Below are 17,765 nucleotides of genomic sequence, written 5' to 3'. Positions count from 1 at the left end.
TTAATTATCTAACTGATTTTCATCCCACTAGAGACCCACTCTAAATAAAACCCTAAAATAATACCAATGGCTACAATTGCTCCGGCAAGTCTTAAATTACCCCTGACTACTGCCCAGATTGATGATAAAATCGTTGCTCCTGATATCCCGATAGTTTTAAGTTTACCAGTAGAGAGCCCACCAATGCGATCTAACTGTCCTTCTAATGTTTCTCCTAAAGCAACTTCAGATAGTATTACATTTACACAAAAAATTAACAATACCGGCAATAAAGGATATATTATTCTTAAATACTGTTTATTATTTTCTTTTTCTATTACATCTTTGTTTTTTACATTCATGATGCTTATCTTCCTTATTATTAGTTAACTTTGTTACTTCTTTTTCTAAATCAAACTTAATGAGTCTAATAGGAGCTGGTTTAGTTTTAGTAAAATTCAAGATTAAATCTTGGGTCGTACCATTTTCTCCAATTAGAGTTAGGTAAAGTTTACTGTTATCTTGCTGCGGTAAAATAAATAAACAGCCTGAATCATGTACTACTACTTCTGCAGCTTCCTGCGGATGAATAAAGATATCATTAATTTTTTCTCCTTCGATATTAATCCTAGTTGGAGCATCTTTGGCTATTTGCAGCTCTAACAAAGAATCAGCATGTAACATATAGCTTATCCCATAAGCATTACTACTAAAGCTTGCAAGCATTATTCCAACGCAAACTACTAATATCTGTAACTCTGACTTCAAACTTTTCATTGCTTATTTGCCTCTTCTTCCTTAATACCTGTAAGTAATAATAAATGATTTGCTCCTCGCTTGTAGGTTAACAAATAAGTTTTATCAGCTGCTATATGCTTATTTTCGGAAAACCAATAACGAAATGTTCCGTTAATTAATACTCCATCCTCAATGACTTTTACTTTTTTAGGAAAAAATACCGATGAAATATTAGAGCCCTTAACAAAATTTAAATGTTCCTTAAAAAATTTATCCAATTGCTCTGTATTACTAGATACTACTTTCATATCAGCTATTTGTCTCTCCACCTCCTCAGACGAAGTAGTAAATAATTCTTTCATTACAAAAACTGCCCATTCTTTAAGATAGGTCTCATGATAGCTTTTGGATGATACTATCATTCTTCTATCTGGCTCCATTGCCGGAATTAATAACCATTTTTCTTCCGTGCTAACTGTTTTAATCATCCCAAGAAGACTCGTAAACGCAAGCAGCAATGTGATAAGCAATAATCTCTTATTATATTTAACTAGCTGCTGAATAGAGCTTTGCTTAAATAAATGATCCATTACTTACCTATTTTTTTACCAAGCAAATTAGGATAAGAAGTAGGAGCATATAGCCATTTCTTAGCAACTAAATAACTCTTAAGTACAAAATACTCCGATAGTTTCTTAAACTTCTTAAATGCATAACAAAGTACAACTCCAGCTATAATACATATCATCCCAAGCTTAGCATGTCCGCTATTTAGTAACACTATTCCAGGTACTATACCAAGTAAGATAACAAACCACTCATCTAAGCTTAAACCCATATATTTTAGGGGAGTAGAGAGTGACCAATATAATCTTTGATTAGCACAATTATTATTCATATTAATTAAGTGATATTTCCATTAATAGATAAGTTTTGCTAGTCATGACATTAACATCCTAATTTTTACATTGCCAGTGGAGTTTTAAGCCATCACAAAAAAAGTTGTAATTCATCTAAAACTGTGGATATCTGGAGATAGAATCTATAGCTCTATCCATGAATTTGTTGATAACTAGCAGTAATTTTGCTAATATTAATGAAATAAATTATGGGTGAGTTGTGTATGTTTAGAAGTGATGTAGAGTTAAAATTAGAATGTTTAAAACTTGCTATTCAGTCCTGCTGTAGTTATGATGCTGTGGATGTAGCAAAACAATATTATCGTTTTCTTGTAGAAAATAGTGAAAATGTGCCGGTTCAATTCCTTTTTAATAATAAAGCTAATTTAAATTAACCATTAATTCTAATTACTTATTTTAGAGTTAGTACGTTTCCAGAATTGTAACTGCTCTAGGGCTTCATCAGACCAAATGACTTTCAACTTTTATTACCTTCTTTTTTCTTCTTTACCTTCAAAAGGTATTCTGTAATATCTTCAGCAGGTACGCCACTATCATAATTCATCCACCACCCATCTTCAGCATTTTCTATTTGTACAATATCTGCTTTAGTAGTTGATAAAATATAATCTTTAATATCATTTATTATATTAGCTTTAAAAAATTCCTGTATCTGTTCTTTAGTAATAGTATTATCTGCATTCTCTATAGCTTCATACCAAATAGAATGTTTATGTGTTAAATGACGTAAATAAGCAGCTGAATGTTCACCATAAAAAGAATATACTTTGTGAAGTAATTTTTTTGTTGCTAAGTCATAAATAGCAAAGTCTATTTCTCTGGGCAAAGGAATTACATTATCTCTAAAGCTGCCAAATATTGAGCGTAAAGCCGGTACTACCGACCCATGTTTCCAAGCCTTGATCTCTTCTTCAAACAACACTTTATCAAATAAAGCAAGATTAATGCCTTGAACAAAATATATTAATTTCTGCAGCTTTAACTAATGGAATGGACCTCCCGATATAAAGAATGAAAAGCGGAAGCTAATCTTCTATAATTAATATTAAATTATTAAAAAAATCAGGAGGCTAAAATGGAAGTTACCACAATTGGCATAGATATTGCAAAGAGAATTTTTCGTGCGCCACGAAGCGTAAATAAACTAGCTGAGGAAGGAGCAGTCATAGAAGTGTTGACCTAGCACACTATGTATCGAGTCTTGGATTGGTTTTGGTAACAAAACCAGTTAAGCGTAGACAGAAATATTATAGGCCGTAAGCTGAAAGGCTGAAGTTATTGAGCCTCGTTAACTTTAATTTATAAGACCGCAGACTGAGTGAAAAATCAGGAATGCAACATCACAGGCAACACAAATAGGCAGTTGGAGGTGGGGTCTTTGGGGTCTAAGAGCATGGCATGTAATAAAAGTTTATTTAGGAACGTGGGAGATCCTATAATTCCTGCTTGAAAGGGCAGTATTAGCTGACAAGTATAACAGCGAGGAAGCTGAAAAGAAGTATAGGAAGTCAGATCGGGTATAGTACCGACGAAGTTGGGTAATGCTAATGGAGGGAAGGCCCGTGGGTAGAGTCGATCTCTTTAGGGAAATGTTATGGTAACAACAGAATATCAAGCAAAGACAGAAACGAAACTGAAGAGAATAGCATGGTTATCTTCAAAGGATAAAGGCAAGGTCTTTAACAATCTCATGCACTTGTTCAATGAAGAAGCACTTACAGTTTGCTACCAAGAGCTTGATGCAAATAAAGCAATGGGAGTAGATGGAGTGAATAAGGTTAAGTATGGATCGAAGCTCACAGGAAATATCAAAGAATTAGTTAATAAACTAAAGAATATGGCTTATAAGCCAGGTAACATTTTGGAAGTAAAAATACCAAAAGAAGGTAAACTGGGTAAATACCGTACTTTAGGAATTAGCAATTTTGAAGATAAGATTTGTCAAAAGATGATGCAGAAAACACTTGAAAGTATTTATGAACCAATATTCTATGAATGTTCTTATGGATTCAGAGTAGGAATTGGGAGTCATGATGCTTTGAGAGAGCTTAGGCAACATCTTGATAAAAATGAAGTTGAGAGCATACTGGATATAGACTTAGCCAATTTTTTTGGTACCATTGATAGGAACATACTAATGAAAATGTTACAAGAGAAGATTCATGATAAGAAGTTGATAAGAAACATAGTTCGCATGTTTAAAGCCGGAGTACTATGTGAAGGAGAGCTGATTATTCAAGAAGAAGGGATAGTGCAAGGTATCTGTGCCAGTCCGATACTTGCAAACATCTTCGCTCATTATGTTTTAGATCAATGGTTTGAGGAAGTAGTAAAACAGCACTGCAAAGGAACTGTAACATTGTTTCGCTATGGTGACGATGCTGTGATATGTTGTAGGTATAAAGAGGAAACAAAGAAAATTAGAACAGCTTTAACAAAGCGTCTTGAGAAATATAATCTTAAACTTAATGAGGAAAAGACCAAGTTGGTAAGATTTTCAAAGAAAGGTTTAAGACAAGGCATAAAACAAGAAGCATTTAATTTTCTAGGTTTTACTTTTTACCTTGGCAAGTCTAGAAAAGGTAAGGTAATACCTAAGGTAAAAAGTTGCAGCAAACGGATAAGTACCAAACTAACGAGAGTTAAGGACTGGTGTAAAGACATTAAGAGCAATAATAAACTGCCTACTATATGGCAAAGCTTTTGCAGCAAGTTAAGAGGACATATCCAATATTATGGAGTAAGTTTCAATTATAAAGCAGTGAGTATTTTTGTATATCAAGCAGTGAGAATATTGTTCAAATGGCTAAATCGACGCAGTCAAAGGAAATCGTTTACTTGGGAAAAATTTAAATTGTTTATCGAACGCAACCCATTACCAAAAGTAAAAATATAACATCAAATCTTATAAATGAAGACCGTGTGAAGGATAATATCTTGAGCCCATTGCCTTAATAGGGCATGATGCGGTTCTAAATGGGGGGCGATTCAGGAAACTAATCGCTCTACCAGCTAAATTCATGGTGTAGATAAAAATGGTAAGACAGTGTTAAAGAAAAAATTAATGAGAGATCAGCTATTAAGTTTTATGGTCAATACACCAAAATGTTTAGTAGGAATAGAGGCATGTGGAGGAGCAAATTATTGGGCTAGAGAATTAATAAAACTAGGTCATGAAGTAAAATTAATGGCACCACAATTTGTAAAACCATATGTTAAGACTAATAAAAACGATCAGGCAGATGCTGAAGCAATATGTGAAGCTGTGGCAAGGCCTAACATGAGATTTGTACCAATTAAGACAATAGAACAACAAGATGTTTTATCAATTCACCGTGTTAGAGAAAGATTAGTAAGAAATCGCACTGCACTAGCTAATGAAATTCGAGGATTGTTAAATGAATTTGGTTTTATTATTCCACAAGGTATTAATAATGTTGTAGTGAAATTAACTGAAATTTTAGATGAGGGGAAATTGAGTTCATTAAGTTACCAAACATTTTATGAATTAAAAGAAGAATTTGTAGAGAATGATAAAAAAATAAAAGAATTAGAAAAACGACTAAAAGTAATAGCTATGAACTTGGTACAATGTCAACAATTAATGGCCATAGCTGGTATTGGTTTAATTACTGCTACTGCCTTAGTAGCCTCAATAGGCAATGCAAGAAATTTTAAGAATGGTAGGCAATTATCAGCATGGTTAGGACTAGTCCCAAGACAGCATTCTAGTGGAGGTAAAGAAAAATTATTAGGCATTAGTAAACGAGGTGATGTATATTTACGTACCCTATTAATCCAAGGTAGTAGAGCAGTACTTAATGCTAAGATAAGATTTATATCTAAAGAAGAAAAGTCCAAGAAAATTTATAGTAAGTTTACAGCATGGATGTTTAATTTAATTGAACGAAATGGTCATAATAAAACGGTAGTGGCTGTGGCTAACAAATTAGCAAGAGTAGTATTTGCTGTACTAAGTTCAGGTAATGATTACTTAGAAAGTAAAATGTGTAACTAAATAAATGAGTAATATAATAAATAACAAAAATAATTTATAGAAAATATAAATTTTTATAAATATTAATGAAATTCCGATCTAGAATATGCGAAAGAAAATGATAATGGTGGTAAATAAGACAAACTTAGCTTACAAAAAAACTGAATAACCCAACGGCTCTTTAGAAGCCGAAAAACTGATAAGTATATAGTGTGTAAGCCAGCGAATTCCATCAGGGCAATAGGATAAATTTGCTAATTTAAATTAGTTAATTTGTTAACTATAAGTCGAATACATGACTGCATTTGCTTTTTTGCTATTAAGTGTTATTTTTTTCTTGCCTTATTGGGAAGGTCCATACATGGGTTATACTATCCCCTGCTTCTCTATCAACTAATACTAAAAAATAATTAGCTACATCAAAACAGCTAAGTACTTTAGCTTTTTCTTTAGTATTCATAATTATAAAATTTTTTATGATGCTTTTTAATAGTGCATTATATTTTCAATAAGCTATAATTTTGTATTAAATTATTGCTATGAGATAATAGTCCAGATAAAAGTTTACATGTTGTAAAATCTTTAAAACGCGAGCATCTATAATGCAAGTCAATAAGAATTAACAAAAATTAGGTGTCCAGCAAGAATTATTTTTAATAATGGCATGCATAAAAGCAAGTAGTTTACGCATTACAGATGCTCGCGTATATATGATGGTGCTACTGTGAATTTAAAACTTACTAAACTGTTAAACCTAATACTCAAAATAAAACACAAACATTAACCCTTGAGCCACAATAATCCTTAAAAGCTCTAAATACACTTATGCTCAAAAAAATAATATATCTATTTTTTAGATACACAAATTATAGTATTACTATAATATTCATTGGCAATAATGTTATAGCTGCTTCCAATACACTCCCAACAAATATCCTTAGTGATCATAATGGAATAATAGAACTTTTGGAAAAAAAGCAAGATTTAATAAAGACGTCAAACGATCGTAGAGATTATAGGATATCACATCTGGAGAACATTAATAACAAAATACGATCAATCAATCATGCTATAGAAAAAAGGAAAGAAGAGTTGGAAGATATTGAATATGAAGATTCAGAACTAAGAAAATTAAATAATAGAAAAAAACTATATGAAAAATCCCAACAAAGCCTTATAAGCTCTGATGAATCTTCAACCGAATTATTAGAGAAAGAATTAAAAAAAATCGATGATATGATATCAAAACATAGTAATTTTGATGAAGGTCATATTGTTACTTCAACTCCTAAAAAATCTCAATCTAGTAGATCAGATAATTTAGATGCTTTAACCTCATCCTTAGACTTATCATCAGACAATGGAATTAATATTTTTAATGATTGTAACCTAGAATTGGATGCAGTAAGTAGTGGCGCTAATCAGACTAATCATAATACTCCAAATAGTAGTTACAACAGTAACCAAAACTTAGAACCATCTGATAGAAATAATGATATTGAGGGTCTTAACCTAAAAGATGAACTAGATGCAGTAGATGGTAGTGGTGGTAATCAGACTAATCATAATACTCCAAATAGTAGTTACAACAGTAACCAAAACTTAGAACCATCTGATAGAAATAATGATATTGAGGGTCTTAACCTAAAAGATGAACTAGATGCAGTAGATGGTAGTGGTGGTAATCAGACTAATCATAATACTCCAAATAGTAGTTACAACAGTAACCAAAACTTAGAACCATCTGATAGAAATAATGATATTGAGGGTCTTAACCTAAAAGATGAACTAGATGCAGTAGATGGTAGTGGTGGTAATCAGACTAATCATAATACTCCAAATAGTAGTTACAACAGTAATCAAAACTTAGAATCATCTGATAGGAATAATAACATTGAGGATCTTAATCTAAAAGATGAATTAAAAGAACCAAGCAGCAGGATATTAGACCGCATCAGTCAGTTCAGAGCAAGTAATAATGAGGTAATGTTAGCGTTAAAGATATTTAATCAAATAATCCAAAACAGATTAATAGGATTAAATGGTAAATCACAACCAATATCAGGGGGCGATGAGCAGAATAGAGGTTTTAGTATTTGGGATAATAGTGGTTACGCTATTAGTAAACAAGACAGTGGTAGCAGCATATCATCTTACACAGGAAGAATGCTAGCCATAATACTAGGAGGAGAAATATCATTTAATGATAGCTATATATTAGGCATTGCCTACGGCAATATTCATTCATACTTACGATTTAGTGAAACACTAGGCAAAAGCCGTATTAATTCACACATGGTCAGTGCTTATTACCAAAAAGATTTAGATAGAAACGTTTCTCTACAATTAATTGGTTCACTATCAGGTAGCAATATCAAAAATGTAATCAATGCCCAGAGACATGGTAAATCCTATATTCGTGGTATGGGCATTGAAGGTAATTTAAGCTATTATCACAATTTTACAAGTGGTATGCAATTAGTTCCGAACATTAGTCTAAAATATTATAATATGCTGAATAATTTATACAAGGAACAAGGAGCATATGATTATTTGTTAAAGATTTCAAGGAAATCTAGAAAGGTGTTCAACTGTACTATAGGCAGTAAGATAATATTAAATTCTACAGATATTAATTCGCATCTTAAACTAATTCCATCATTACAAGGCAGTATAGAAAGAAATTTTTTTGCAAGTCATAAGGCAATAACAGCTACATTTACAAGTAACCAGGATATTCCTAAAGAGATCAAAAAAGTAGATATGACAAGAAATTCAAGACTAGGGTATAACATAGGTGCCGGAGTAATAGCTCAAAATAATAATATTAAATTACAGTTTGATTACAACTACTACATGCACAAGAAATATAGCACACACTCAGGAACAATTACGGTAAGATTCGATTTATAAATTTTTGAGTTAATAGGGGCTCTGTCCAAATAAGCATACGCATCAAGTTAAGCCATAATTGTTAATAATTTTAGTGTATTTAAGGAAGATAATCTGGTTTTACGATATTTATCTTTCAAAGAAAATTTCCCCCAATCTATAATTAATTTCTTAAGGAACTGCTCTAAATCATTAAGACGTCCAGTAATAGACAGGAATAATTCTCTTGACCTTTTCTGTAGTTCAATAAATGCTTTGGTTAAACTAATTTCTCTATCATTTGCTAATTCTACACAATTCGATAATCCATGAAAAATAAGCACACTACATAATTTACCATATAATTCACACAAAACTCTTGCAGGTTTACTTCTCCCTTTAAGATTCTCAATTTTTGCATGACTTTTATATAATTTAAATAATAATTCAATTTGCCATCTTGCTCGATAAATTATCATTATATGCTCAGCATTAACCATATCCTCTGATATATTAGTGATAAATATTGACCAATCTAGTAATCTCTGGTTTCTTGAAGAAGATTTATATTTATGAGACTTAGCTAATAAATTAGCCTTCCTTCTTCTACCAATAGCCTGTTCATCAGTCAATTTATGACATATAATCCGTAGCTTAACTTTTGCTTGTTTACCTAAAAGTACATCTTTTGATAAAAAGAATTTATTATCTAATAAGTTTAATAAATCAATTTTTTCCTCAGTGATATGGTCATATATATTAGTATCTGCTTTATAACGACTAATAAAATATGCACCAAGTTCGATAATTTGAATAAATGAAGCTGGGACAAAATAACCTAAATCAGATATTAATAAGTCCTTAGTAGATATGTTTGATAAATGTTCTCTATATCCTTGATCAGCCCTTATACCTTCTGTTATATCGACTTTATCTAACGATTGATTTAAATAATCAAATACTACCTGTAATTTAAGAGAAGATTGCACTGTACTACTACGCCCCTTATAGCAAGCACTGCAACCCTTATACATATCCGCCATATTGGCAGGTAGAATAATATGGCTACTATCCAATAATTTAACGCTATTAAATTGCTGCAAAATGTTGCAATCAAGCGGCATAGTATTTCTAAATAATTTCAAGCATTGTTCATACATTGACTGCATAAATTTTACTGCTACCTCAGTAAACCTAAAGTCTAAGCCTTGGGCAGAAATATCTATAGTTTCTTCACTTAAAAAGTTACGCATTCCATCAAGACTACAATTACTATCGCTCATATTACCAAACACTATAGCTTTTAGAAAAGCTGAACCAGTTATTTTTCGTTGTCTCTTAATAAATCCTGTTGTAATGGATAAATTATTGGCTGTCTCTCCAAAAAACTCTTGGCATAGTTTTGCTAAGTTTACTATTTTCCCCATAGTACAAATTCTCACAATTTAGTTGTTAATCTTGCAAAAATTTATACCATATATTAGCTTCTTTTTAATTCATAATTTACTACCGTAATACCAGTATAACCTACTTGCTTTTCTTAACTTGATGCGTATGATCTTCCTGACAGATCCTAATAAGCATACTGATGCACATGAATCAGATATGATTTCTAACATAAGACTCGAATAAGTTTTAGCTTGACATGCGACTTCTAGTCGCCATAATCAAACTTTCATCTCTCAGATGAAAGTGGTTGATTTTTTCAACAGTTCGTCTAAACTTCTACACTTTAAGCTAGGGATTTTTTATCCCCGTAGGGGGACATTAAATTTTTTAAGGTCAATATGTATAACCTAAATATAGATAATATTATAGTTATTATATTTCTCATAATAACATTCATTGTTGGTCTTCGAGCAAGTAAACACATCAAAGATATAGCAGAATATGCTATAGGCAATAAAGTATTTGGTAGTGGAATACTCACAATTACCATACTGGCCACATATATTACGGGTTCTAAAGGGATAGGATATGCGGGTTATGTATTTGATGATGGTATTTTGCCAATATTATCAACAATTTTGTGCGGTGTGATATTTTGCTTCTCATTTATTATTTTCTTTATTTTACCGCGTATTAAATATTTTGATGGTTGCTTAACTACCGCTGAATTAATGGGACAAATTTATGGTACAAAAACCCGTTTTACTATAGGTATTCTTGGTAGTTTCTATACTATTACCTTAGTAACTTTGCAAATTATATGGCTTGGTAATGTTGCTGAGTTATTAGGAATGCCAAAATTATGGGGGATAATATTTGGTGGAACATTTTTGATAATCTACTCTTCTACAGGTGGCATAAAATCTGTCACTATTACTGATCTTATACAATTTATAGCAGTAATGATAATGATACCAATGATAGCCTATGTAGTACTTAATAAAGTTGGTGGTATGGAATCTTTAATCACCAAAATACCTACTCAGTATTTCGATATTCTGCACCATCCTAATTTAAAAGATTATCTTATCTATTGTGTATGGTATATTTTTCCAGCTTTTCCTTTAAGTTTTCCTTTCATACAAAGAATGCTTATGGCTAGAAATAGTAAGCAACTTACCAATAGTTATTATATTAGTATGTTTTTTCTAATCATATTCTTTGGGCTACTTACCTTAATTGGTTTGTCTGCTATAGTTTTGAAAGAAACTGGAGACGTAAATATACCTTCTAGAGGGAGTGAAATAATTACTTATTTAATAAATAATTACTTCTTTGCTGGTGCTAAAGGCATCCTAGCTATTGGATTAATTGGTGCGGTTATGTCTACTGCTGACTCCTTTTTAAATTCAGGAGCATTATTGCTTTCTCATGATGTAATAAAACCAGTTTGTGATAAAAAAAATATTAATATTGATGAGCTAAAATTAGCACGTTATAGTACGTTTGGGCTAGGGATAATTGCAGTAACAGCATCAGTGAATAATGTTTTGCCTAGGATCCAATATGCAGGAATAGTAGATTTAGCTAAAGGGATAAATATAGCATCTGAGATTGTAGCATTAATTTTTACAATTCCTTTAATTGCAGGCATTATAGGTCTTAAAGGTAGTTCTCTTTCTTTTTTTATACCATCAATAATTACTACCGTAACTTTTATCATTGGTAAATTATTTTTTGATAATGAGCTACTAATTCCTATAAGCGTTGTTATAAATTTGATTAGTTTTTTTATTAGCCATTATATTCTAAATAAAGGATTTATAATGGTAAAAAGAGATGATGGTAATCAATTCACTATAAAAGCTAGTTATTCCAGCAAATTATTTACATCATTAAAATCTTTTTCTAAGCAATTTATAAATTACTCACAGCCTGAAATAGAAGGTTATGGTGTTAGTGCAAATATATTTGCATTATTTATGATTTTTAATTATATGCTACCTATATTCATGTATAGTTATGCAGAACCTAATTTATACCACTGGATTTTATTACTTAGAATAATAGGCGGCTTAATGTGCATAGGACTGATGTTAAAACCTTATTGGCCATCTATTTTAAAAAAATATTTTCCAGCATATTATCATTTAACGCTATTTTATTGTTTGCCCTTCTCCTCTACTTTTATTTTTCTTCTAGAAAAAGGCAATGTAGAATGGTTGATAAATATTGCATTTGCAATAATATTATTAATTGTGCTTGTGAATTGGATAGTATTTACAGTGTTATCTATTACCGGTACATTGCTTGCCTTTACTGCATACTACTTACTATTTAACAGTTTTATACTAAGCACTAATGTTATTTATATATTGGCTTATACATGTTTTTTTTCTGTTATTATTGGCATAATTTTTGTTCGTAGAAAGCAACAATATTCATATTTATTACTTAATAATCAGCAAGAGTTAAGAGAGTTATATAGTTCTACTACTGATAAATTAGTAGATGCTTTAAATTACCAAGAGAAATTAGCTCGTGGTCTTGGTAAAGAAGGATTAGAAATATTAAAACAAGCACAAGAAGTCACAAATAATATACGCAAACAAATGATGGTAGATTCTAGCGAAGCATTTACTAAAGCCTATAATAAGCTAACTTCTGTTACAAAGTATCTAGAAGAGATTGCAACTCAAGCTAAAGATTATATAAGGCTTGAAGTAGAAAGTATTGATATAAATTTATTACTGAATGAGGTTAAGACAAGAATAGCGAAGTCAGAGAATACTCCTGCTTTAGCTTTTTTTAATACAGCAAATTACAAAACTATAGAATGTGATATAAATTTAATAAAAAAACTACTGATAAATACTATAATGCAAGTACATGAATATAATTTAAATAATAATTATATTCATATTTTTATAGATTCTGCCGAGTTATGGTACAGAATTGATTCTATAAAAAACTATACTAAGAAAATCCCAGCTATTAGATTTGTAGTAACAGCATTAGGAAAAATTGATGAGTTACCAAATTTTTATATGGGTGACACAACAAAAGCTGCTTTTACTTTAAATATTCCACAAGATTTATGTAAAGCAGAAAATGTAAAGATAATAAATTCTCATTATGGTGCATTGCATTATAATGGATTCAATAATGAATATAGCATAATTTTTGTTATTCCGTTACGCGTACGTGATATTAGACCAAAAGTTATGGATTTTAAAGAAAATAACTCAATTTTACAGGAATTTATTGTTGATTCCTTAGATGCTAAAAAAATAGAAACTACATTAATTCAAGATATTAATAAGAAAAACCCAAATATAGATATAAAACAAATCAAAAAAGCCATAAATCTAATAAAAAAATATCATGCGAAACAAACCCGTAAATCTGGGGAACATTTTTATATACATCCACTAATTGTAACCGACATATTATTACAATTCACTTCAGACGAAGATACTTTATTATCATCACTACTTCATGATATTGTTGAGGATACCTCGATGAGTTTATCAACCATAGAAGCAATTTTTAATCCAACAGTGGCAAAATTAGTGAATGGGGTAACAAAATTTGAACAAGGTAGAAAAAAATTAAATTTATCACAGTACGAAAATATACAAAAATTAATCGAACAAGAAGATGTAAGAGTTTTAATGATAAAAATTGCAGATCGTATTCATAATATGCGTACAATTACTTATCATAGTTCATATGAAAAACAAAAAAAGATAGCAGAACAAACTTTACTATTCTATATTCCTATAGCTAAACAATTAAGGTTATCTCAAGCAGTAGTAGAACTACAAAACTTAGTATTTGAAGTATTAAACAAACAGCATGGTACCAGTGAGGGATAAATTGAGTATTGTCAAATAAGGATAAATTTAGGCAAGGGCAATAAATTATGCTAAGAAAGCTAATATGGTACGATCCATATCACCACATAAATTAAGTGTAAAACACTACACGGGCTGTTGAAAAAATCAATAAGGTTGCAAATACTTTAATATTTTTTTATCTTTAATAGCAGTAGATAAAAAAACCAAAAAATAATTTTAAGTATCCGTTTAAAATTTTGTACTATCGCAATCATCAGTATTTGAATCTGTGTTTTCTGTACACTTCTAAATTTTGCTCCTCGTAAACCATGATTCTCCTTAGCTTCACCAAATAGACCTTCTATTTTCCACTTTCTCTCAATTAGTTTTTTCTTAAAATCAATTCTATTCTGTCTGACCTTTACCTCATCTATTTCATCCTGATAAGGATTACGATAAATAAATCGTCCTCTATTACTATAATTATCAGAAATACAACCTGATTTTAGAGAGCAATTTTTACAATGCCCTCCTGTAATACGATAACGTTTTATTTGTTTTTTATCTAATTTATCATACGGATAAAGATAATGTCCCTGTGGACACTTATATCTATCCTGTTCTCTATCATATTGAAATTCCCCCCTACTTATTTTTCCTTCACCAAGATTATCTACATGTAAAGGTATATAAGTTGTAATTCCAAGTAATTTAAAATATCCATAGGTTGGACCTCTACCATAACCTTTGTCTGCTATCCATTCTTTTACTCTAAAAGAAAAATTATTTAATATATTCCAAACTCTACTTGGAAGTACAATACACTCATGTTGTGATCCTGTACTTACATAACAATCTATTATAATACGTGAATCTGAATCAATTGAGTAGTGGGTCTTATAACATAGCTTTTTATAACCATTAGTTCTTGATACAAGACTACAATCAGGATCTGTCCTACTGACATGAGTTTGATTAGATATTTTCCTTACTTTTTTCCCTTCTCGGAAATCATGATAACGACGTTCATATTTTTTTAATTCTCTCTTTTGTGAATCACCTTGATCTTTTCTTAATATTAGGCTATTCATAGAGGCATTAGATTCAACTAAAGAGGCATCTGAAATAATTGTTTCTCCTTTTATAATATCTAGTTCATACCATTGCTTAATCAAGCTTATAAATATTTCTTGAAATAGTTCTACCCCAAATCTATCTCTTATCCTACTTAATGATGAATGATCCGGTACTTTATCCTCTAAACTTAAACCACAAAACCACCTATATGCTATATTTAACTGAATTTCTTTACATAATCGTCTATTTGACTTTATACCATATAAGTAACTTATTATTTGCATCCTAAAAAATAATACAGGATCAATTGATGGACGTCCGTAATTAGCACAATAACGATTCTTAGTTATTTCATAGATAAAAGAAAACTCTAATTCTTTAGCTTCATGAATCCTCACTAATAAATGATCATTAGGTATCATGTGCCTTAAGCTAAGGCTATTACATCTCACACTTTGATCAAGCTTATAACCCTGCATCTTTACACCTTCATTTAAGCATAAAAATACAGCTTATTCCTTAGATTAACTCTTTTCTACTTCTTTTTATAACTTTTTCAACAGCCCGAATACTTTGTCTCACATTTGTTCCTCTTGCATTATCTGCAATGCATCATTTAATCCTATATGACCTGCTAGTTTTTTAACTTTGCCTTGGTTATTATCTATCACTACTATCGGTACAGAAGTAATTTGATATTTCTCAAATAGATTTGGATCAATATCAAAACTAATACCAATTTCATCGGCTTTTGCTTTAGTCTCAACAAATGAATTATTTTTTAAACCTCGCATTACAAGTCTTACACCTTTTTGTTCTGCTTCAATATAATAACTCTTTAATGCTGAATCAGGCATTGAAAATGAAACAAAAATGTAGATTTGATTATATGTTTTAGTCTCTAATTTAGGTTGTACTATATTATGTAACAATACTTCTGGTTGTGCCAAAGAACTTGTGCTACCTAATATTAGTAAACAAGTTAAAATTATTGTTTTTAGGTTAAATTGCATACTTCTCAATTTTATAAAAATTTTACAAATTAAAATAAACAGCAACTGCGTTTACGCCAGATCGAATAACCAAAATCTTCACCTTTAACAGGAAATTCTCTTCCCTGCTGCCAGATAATTTCAGTCTCACCAATTTTTTTACAAGAATGCACCTCTGGTATAGGATAAGTCATCTGCAGTCTATATTGGCTCTTTTTGATTATTGGCATTGGATATTTAGAACATAATCCTTCTCTTCCCATATACCCCCAGAGTAACAATTCCCTATGTAACTTAGCCATAAATTTAGCTACTATTAATGCAGAAGATCCAACTCCACCATTATGAGAGCTAGTTGTACCGGTAAAGGGATAAAGATATCCTTGACATCCACCGCACCAAAACATCGCATCATTAGAAAGACTACCAGAACTACAGCTTACACAATCAGCTATACATGCACTTTGAGCTGTAATACTGCCAAATAATAAACTTTCAGGATTTAATATGGCAGCTTTGCTATCGTCTCCCCATAATGGATCAAATTCAGTTAAATATGTGATATCTACTTGTGACATCTCTAAACAGGCAAAATCAAGTAAGATCTCAAGCCAGTAAATAACCGGATATATATACCAATGAACATGATAAAAGCTACTTCCCTCTATATCATCCTTAACACCTTTTTGCATGCTAGTACCAAGATTAATGCCTCCAAGACTTACCATGCACATAGGGGATTTAGTTACATCCACCAGTCTTACCGGCTCCCAGAATCCAATTGGAATACCAGGAACTGGCATCGGAATCGAAGGCTTAGGGCAAAAACAAACAATTTGCCTTGGGTTATTAGTATCAGCCATAGAACTTGATACAATTTTTACTCCTCCGATAGTAATTGGAAATAAACATTTCCAGCAAACATCAGTGATTGGATTTACAAACCTGCCTACGCAGCCAATTGATGCATAACTATAATTACCAAGCAAAATAATTATAATAAACATTATTAACTTCATTATTACTTGTATATTTCAGAAGTGACTAAATCTGTATTTGCTTGACAACCTACCTTTGCTTGCTCAGCTATCATATTATTTTTCTCACCTGCAATTAGATATACTACTTCTCCACTAGATTTTACTATTGCATGCACCTTACCTTGTAATACATGATCTATTATCTTTTCTAAATTTTGCTTTGCTTCTGGTAATTGCCATTTCTTCATAGATTACCTCCGGATTTTATCAGTTTTTATTCACACCTTAATTTTTACTCAAATACTATAATATTTCAATTAATCTTTATTTCACTAATCTTTAATAAAATCCCTTTTTGCTCTATTATAGCTGGAATAGCTTTTATCTTAAAACGAGTAGTAAGCACACCCCCTTGATCAAAAAATATTTGCTTGTTTAATTCTTGCCCAAGCTCTATAGGGTTTCCTTTAGTAAGTACTAATCTTCCTATTTGTAATTTAGCCCACTTAACCTGCTGCTCATCATCTCCATCAATAAATATCAATAGCTCCCCCCAACTTATTTTTTCTAAAGGATTCACACTTGTTCCAGCTTTTACTATGATGTTTCCCGCTTGATCTTTTATATCTGTCTTTTGTATAAAGCTTGGATCATAGTACCAGCTAAGGTTTTTATTTGCTTTTGCTAGAGCTAAGACAGGAGTTGGTCTAGAGATTTTTTGCTTTGCTCTATTTTGAAATTCTTCCTGTATTTTCTCTAAATTTCCATTTTGTTTTACTATTTTGAGCCTCGCCATAATTATCTCTAGTAAAGATTCTTCAATAATGGGAAATATATGACCTCTAACACCATAATCTAATATTTTGCTGCTTTTGCCAAGCTTATTAACACCATCCGCATTAACATTACTGACTTGCAATATAGCTAAAAATAAAACAAAAAAGCTGATGACAATAATTTTTATGTCTAAATACCTTCTCATA

At 31.1% G+C, this 17,765-nt stretch carries 17 protein-coding genes; 5 read left to right on the top strand and 12 right to left on the bottom strand.

What is annotated here, in order from left to right; all coding sequences use genetic code 11:
* Nucleotides 1-8 precede the first annotated feature (8 nt).
* From AAGD49_RS02145 to AAGD49_RS02130, 4 genes are read right to left on the bottom strand one after another with little or no spacing between them, the layout of a single operon-like run.
* A complete protein-coding gene (locus tag AAGD49_RS02145) occupies nt 9-341 on the bottom strand; it encodes a hypothetical protein (RefSeq protein ID WP_045805770.1) in 333 nt (110 codons plus the stop codon).
* The gene (locus tag AAGD49_RS02140) at nt 301-756 is read right to left on the bottom strand and encodes a hypothetical protein (RefSeq protein WP_341788936.1); all 456 of its coding nucleotides are present in this window, start codon (nt 754-756) and stop codon (nt 301-303) included. The genes AAGD49_RS02145 and AAGD49_RS02140 overlap by 41 nt, the downstream gene beginning before the upstream one ends.
* A complete protein-coding gene (locus AAGD49_RS02135) occupies nt 753-1,307 on the bottom strand; it encodes a TraE/TraK family type IV conjugative transfer system protein (protein ID WP_341788935.1) in 555 nt (184 codons plus the stop codon). Before AAGD49_RS02135 ends, AAGD49_RS02140 begins: the two co-directional genes overlap by 4 nt.
* The gene (locus AAGD49_RS02130) at nt 1,307-1,615 is read right to left on the bottom strand and encodes a hypothetical protein (RefSeq protein ID WP_341788934.1); all 309 of its coding nucleotides are present in this window, start codon (nt 1,613-1,615) and stop codon (nt 1,307-1,309) included. Before AAGD49_RS02130 ends, AAGD49_RS02135 begins: the two co-directional genes overlap by 1 nt.
* Before the next feature lie 210 nt (nt 1,616-1,825).
* On the opposite strand from AAGD49_RS02130, the gene AAGD49_RS02125 reads away from it, so the two are divergent.
* Nucleotides 1,826-2,011: a hypothetical protein gene (locus tag AAGD49_RS02125; protein ID WP_341788933.1), complete on the top strand. Its 186-nt coding sequence runs from the start codon at nt 1,826-1,828 to the stop codon at nt 2,009-2,011.
* An 83-nt stretch (nt 2,012-2,094) separates the two neighbouring features.
* Here the strand turns inward: AAGD49_RS02125 and AAGD49_RS02120 are convergent, their stop codons facing one another.
* A complete protein-coding gene (locus AAGD49_RS02120) occupies nt 2,095-2,556 on the bottom strand; it encodes a hypothetical protein (protein WP_341788932.1) in 462 nt (153 codons plus the stop codon).
* A 675-nt stretch (nt 2,557-3,231) separates the two neighbouring features.
* On the opposite strand from AAGD49_RS02120, the gene AAGD49_RS02115 reads away from it, so the two are divergent.
* Both AAGD49_RS02115 and AAGD49_RS02110 read left to right on the top strand, forming a co-directional pair.
* Nucleotides 3,232-4,533, top strand: coding sequence for a reverse transcriptase domain-containing protein (locus AAGD49_RS02115; protein ID WP_341788931.1), 1,302 nt, complete (start codon nt 3,232-3,234; stop codon nt 4,531-4,533).
* A gap of 120 nt (nt 4,534-4,653) precedes the next feature.
* Nucleotides 4,654-5,655, top strand: coding sequence for an IS110 family transposase (locus AAGD49_RS02110; RefSeq protein ID WP_341789202.1), 1,002 nt, complete (start codon nt 4,654-4,656; stop codon nt 5,653-5,655).
* Nucleotides 5,656-5,953: 298 nt separating this feature from the next.
* On the opposite strand, the gene AAGD49_RS02105 is transcribed toward AAGD49_RS02110, so the two are convergent.
* Nucleotides 5,954-6,094 carry a hypothetical protein gene (locus AAGD49_RS02105; RefSeq protein WP_341788930.1) on the bottom strand — a complete coding sequence of 47 codons (141 nt, stop codon included), beginning with the start codon at nt 6,092-6,094 and terminating at the stop codon, nt 5,954-5,956.
* A gap of 365 nt (nt 6,095-6,459) precedes the next feature.
* Here AAGD49_RS02105 and AAGD49_RS02100 point away from each other — a divergent pair, with 365 nt between their 5' ends.
* Nucleotides 6,460-8,547: an autotransporter domain-containing protein gene (locus AAGD49_RS02100; protein ID WP_341788929.1), complete on the top strand. Its 2,088-nt coding sequence runs from the start codon at nt 6,460-6,462 to the stop codon at nt 8,545-8,547.
* Nucleotides 8,548-8,594: 47 nt separating this feature from the next.
* Here AAGD49_RS02100 and AAGD49_RS02095 read toward each other — a convergent pair whose 3' ends face one another.
* The gene (locus tag AAGD49_RS02095; protein ID WP_341788944.1) at nt 8,595-9,932 is read right to left on the bottom strand and encodes an IS4 family transposase; all 1,338 of its coding nucleotides are present in this window, start codon (nt 9,930-9,932) and stop codon (nt 8,595-8,597) included.
* 360 nt (nt 9,933-10,292) lie between these two features.
* Here AAGD49_RS02095 and AAGD49_RS02090 point away from each other — a divergent pair, with 360 nt between their 5' ends.
* Nucleotides 10,293-13,772, top strand: a complete 3,480-nt coding sequence (locus AAGD49_RS02090) for a sodium:solute symporter family transporter (RefSeq protein WP_341788943.1) — start codon at nt 10,293-10,295, stop codon at nt 13,770-13,772.
* Nucleotides 13,773-13,918: 146 nt separating this feature from the next.
* Here the strand turns inward: AAGD49_RS02090 and AAGD49_RS02085 are convergent, their stop codons facing one another.
* The 5 genes from AAGD49_RS02085 to traW form a co-directional block, all read right to left on the bottom strand.
* Entirely contained in the window at nt 13,919-15,232 is a 1,314-nt protein-coding gene (locus AAGD49_RS02085; RefSeq protein ID WP_172686766.1) for a transposase, read from the bottom strand.
* Nucleotides 15,233-15,388: 156 nt separating this feature from the next.
* Nucleotides 15,389-15,823, bottom strand: coding sequence for a type-F conjugative transfer system pilin assembly protein TrbC (gene trbC, locus AAGD49_RS02080; RefSeq protein ID WP_341788942.1), 435 nt, complete (start codon nt 15,821-15,823; stop codon nt 15,389-15,391).
* Between the two features lie 29 nt (nt 15,824-15,852).
* Complete coding sequence (gene traU / locus AAGD49_RS02075) at nt 15,853-16,821, bottom strand: conjugal transfer pilus assembly protein TraU (RefSeq protein ID WP_341788941.1); 969 nt, start codon at nt 16,819-16,821, stop codon at nt 15,853-15,855.
* 2 nt (nt 16,822-16,823) lie between these two features.
* Complete coding sequence (locus AAGD49_RS02070; RefSeq protein WP_266234656.1) at nt 16,824-17,030, bottom strand: type II toxin-antitoxin system prevent-host-death family antitoxin; 207 nt, start codon at nt 17,028-17,030, stop codon at nt 16,824-16,826.
* Nucleotides 17,031-17,095: 65 nt separating this feature from the next.
* On the bottom strand, nt 17,096-17,764 hold the full coding sequence (traW, locus tag AAGD49_RS02065) for a type-F conjugative transfer system protein TraW (protein WP_341788940.1): 669 nt from the start codon (nt 17,762-17,764) through the stop codon (nt 17,096-17,098).
* Nucleotide 17,765 lies beyond the last annotated feature (1 nt).

Source organism: Rickettsia endosymbiont of Lasioglossum villosulum, assembly GCF_964026455.1.
In the GTDB taxonomy this organism is placed as follows: Bacteria; Pseudomonadota; Alphaproteobacteria; order Rickettsiales; family Rickettsiaceae; genus Rickettsia.
This window is presented reverse-complemented; position numbering and strand designations above follow the sequence as displayed.

Excerpts from the sequence above, each read along its gene's own strand:
- AAGD49_RS02145 (WP_045805770.1), bottom strand. The coding sequence starts at position 341 with ATGAATGTAAAAAACAAAGATGTAATAGAAAAAGAAAATAATAAACAG.
- AAGD49_RS02140 (WP_341788936.1), bottom strand. The coding sequence starts at position 756 with ATGAAAAGTTTGAAGTCAGAGTTACAGATATTAGTAGTTTGCGTTGGA.
- AAGD49_RS02135 (WP_341788935.1), bottom strand. The coding sequence starts at position 1,307 with ATGGATCATTTATTTAAGCAAAGCTCTATTCAGCAGCTAGTTAAATAT.
- AAGD49_RS02130 (WP_341788934.1), bottom strand. The coding sequence starts at position 1,615 with ATGAATAATAATTGTGCTAATCAAAGATTATATTGGTCACTCTCTACT.
- AAGD49_RS02125 (WP_341788933.1), top strand. The coding sequence starts at position 1,826 with ATGGGTGAGTTGTGTATGTTTAGAAGTGATGTAGAGTTAAAATTAGAA.
- AAGD49_RS02115 (WP_341788931.1), top strand. The coding sequence starts at position 3,232 with ATGGTAACAACAGAATATCAAGCAAAGACAGAAACGAAACTGAAGAGA.
- AAGD49_RS02105 (WP_341788930.1), bottom strand. The coding sequence starts at position 6,094 with ATGAATACTAAAGAAAAAGCTAAAGTACTTAGCTGTTTTGATGTAGCT.
- AAGD49_RS02100 (WP_341788929.1), top strand. The coding sequence starts at position 6,460 with ATGCTCAAAAAAATAATATATCTATTTTTTAGATACACAAATTATAGT.
- AAGD49_RS02095 (WP_341788944.1), bottom strand. The coding sequence starts at position 9,932 with ATGGGGAAAATAGTAAACTTAGCAAAACTATGCCAAGAGTTTTTTGGA.
- AAGD49_RS02090 (WP_341788943.1), top strand. The coding sequence starts at position 10,293 with ATGTATAACCTAAATATAGATAATATTATAGTTATTATATTTCTCATA.
- AAGD49_RS02085 (WP_172686766.1), bottom strand. The coding sequence starts at position 15,232 with ATGATACCTAATGATCATTTATTAGTGAGGATTCATGAAGCTAAAGAA.
- trbC (WP_341788942.1), bottom strand. The coding sequence starts at position 15,823 with ATGCAATTTAACCTAAAAACAATAATTTTAACTTGTTTACTAATATTA.
- traU (WP_341788941.1), bottom strand. The coding sequence starts at position 16,821 with ATGAAGTTAATAATGTTTATTATAATTATTTTGCTTGGTAATTATAGT.
- AAGD49_RS02070 (WP_266234656.1), bottom strand. The coding sequence starts at position 17,030 with ATGAAGAAATGGCAATTACCAGAAGCAAAGCAAAATTTAGAAAAGATA.
- traW (WP_341788940.1), bottom strand. The coding sequence starts at position 17,764 with ATGAGAAGGTATTTAGACATAAAAATTATTGTCATCAGCTTTTTTGTT.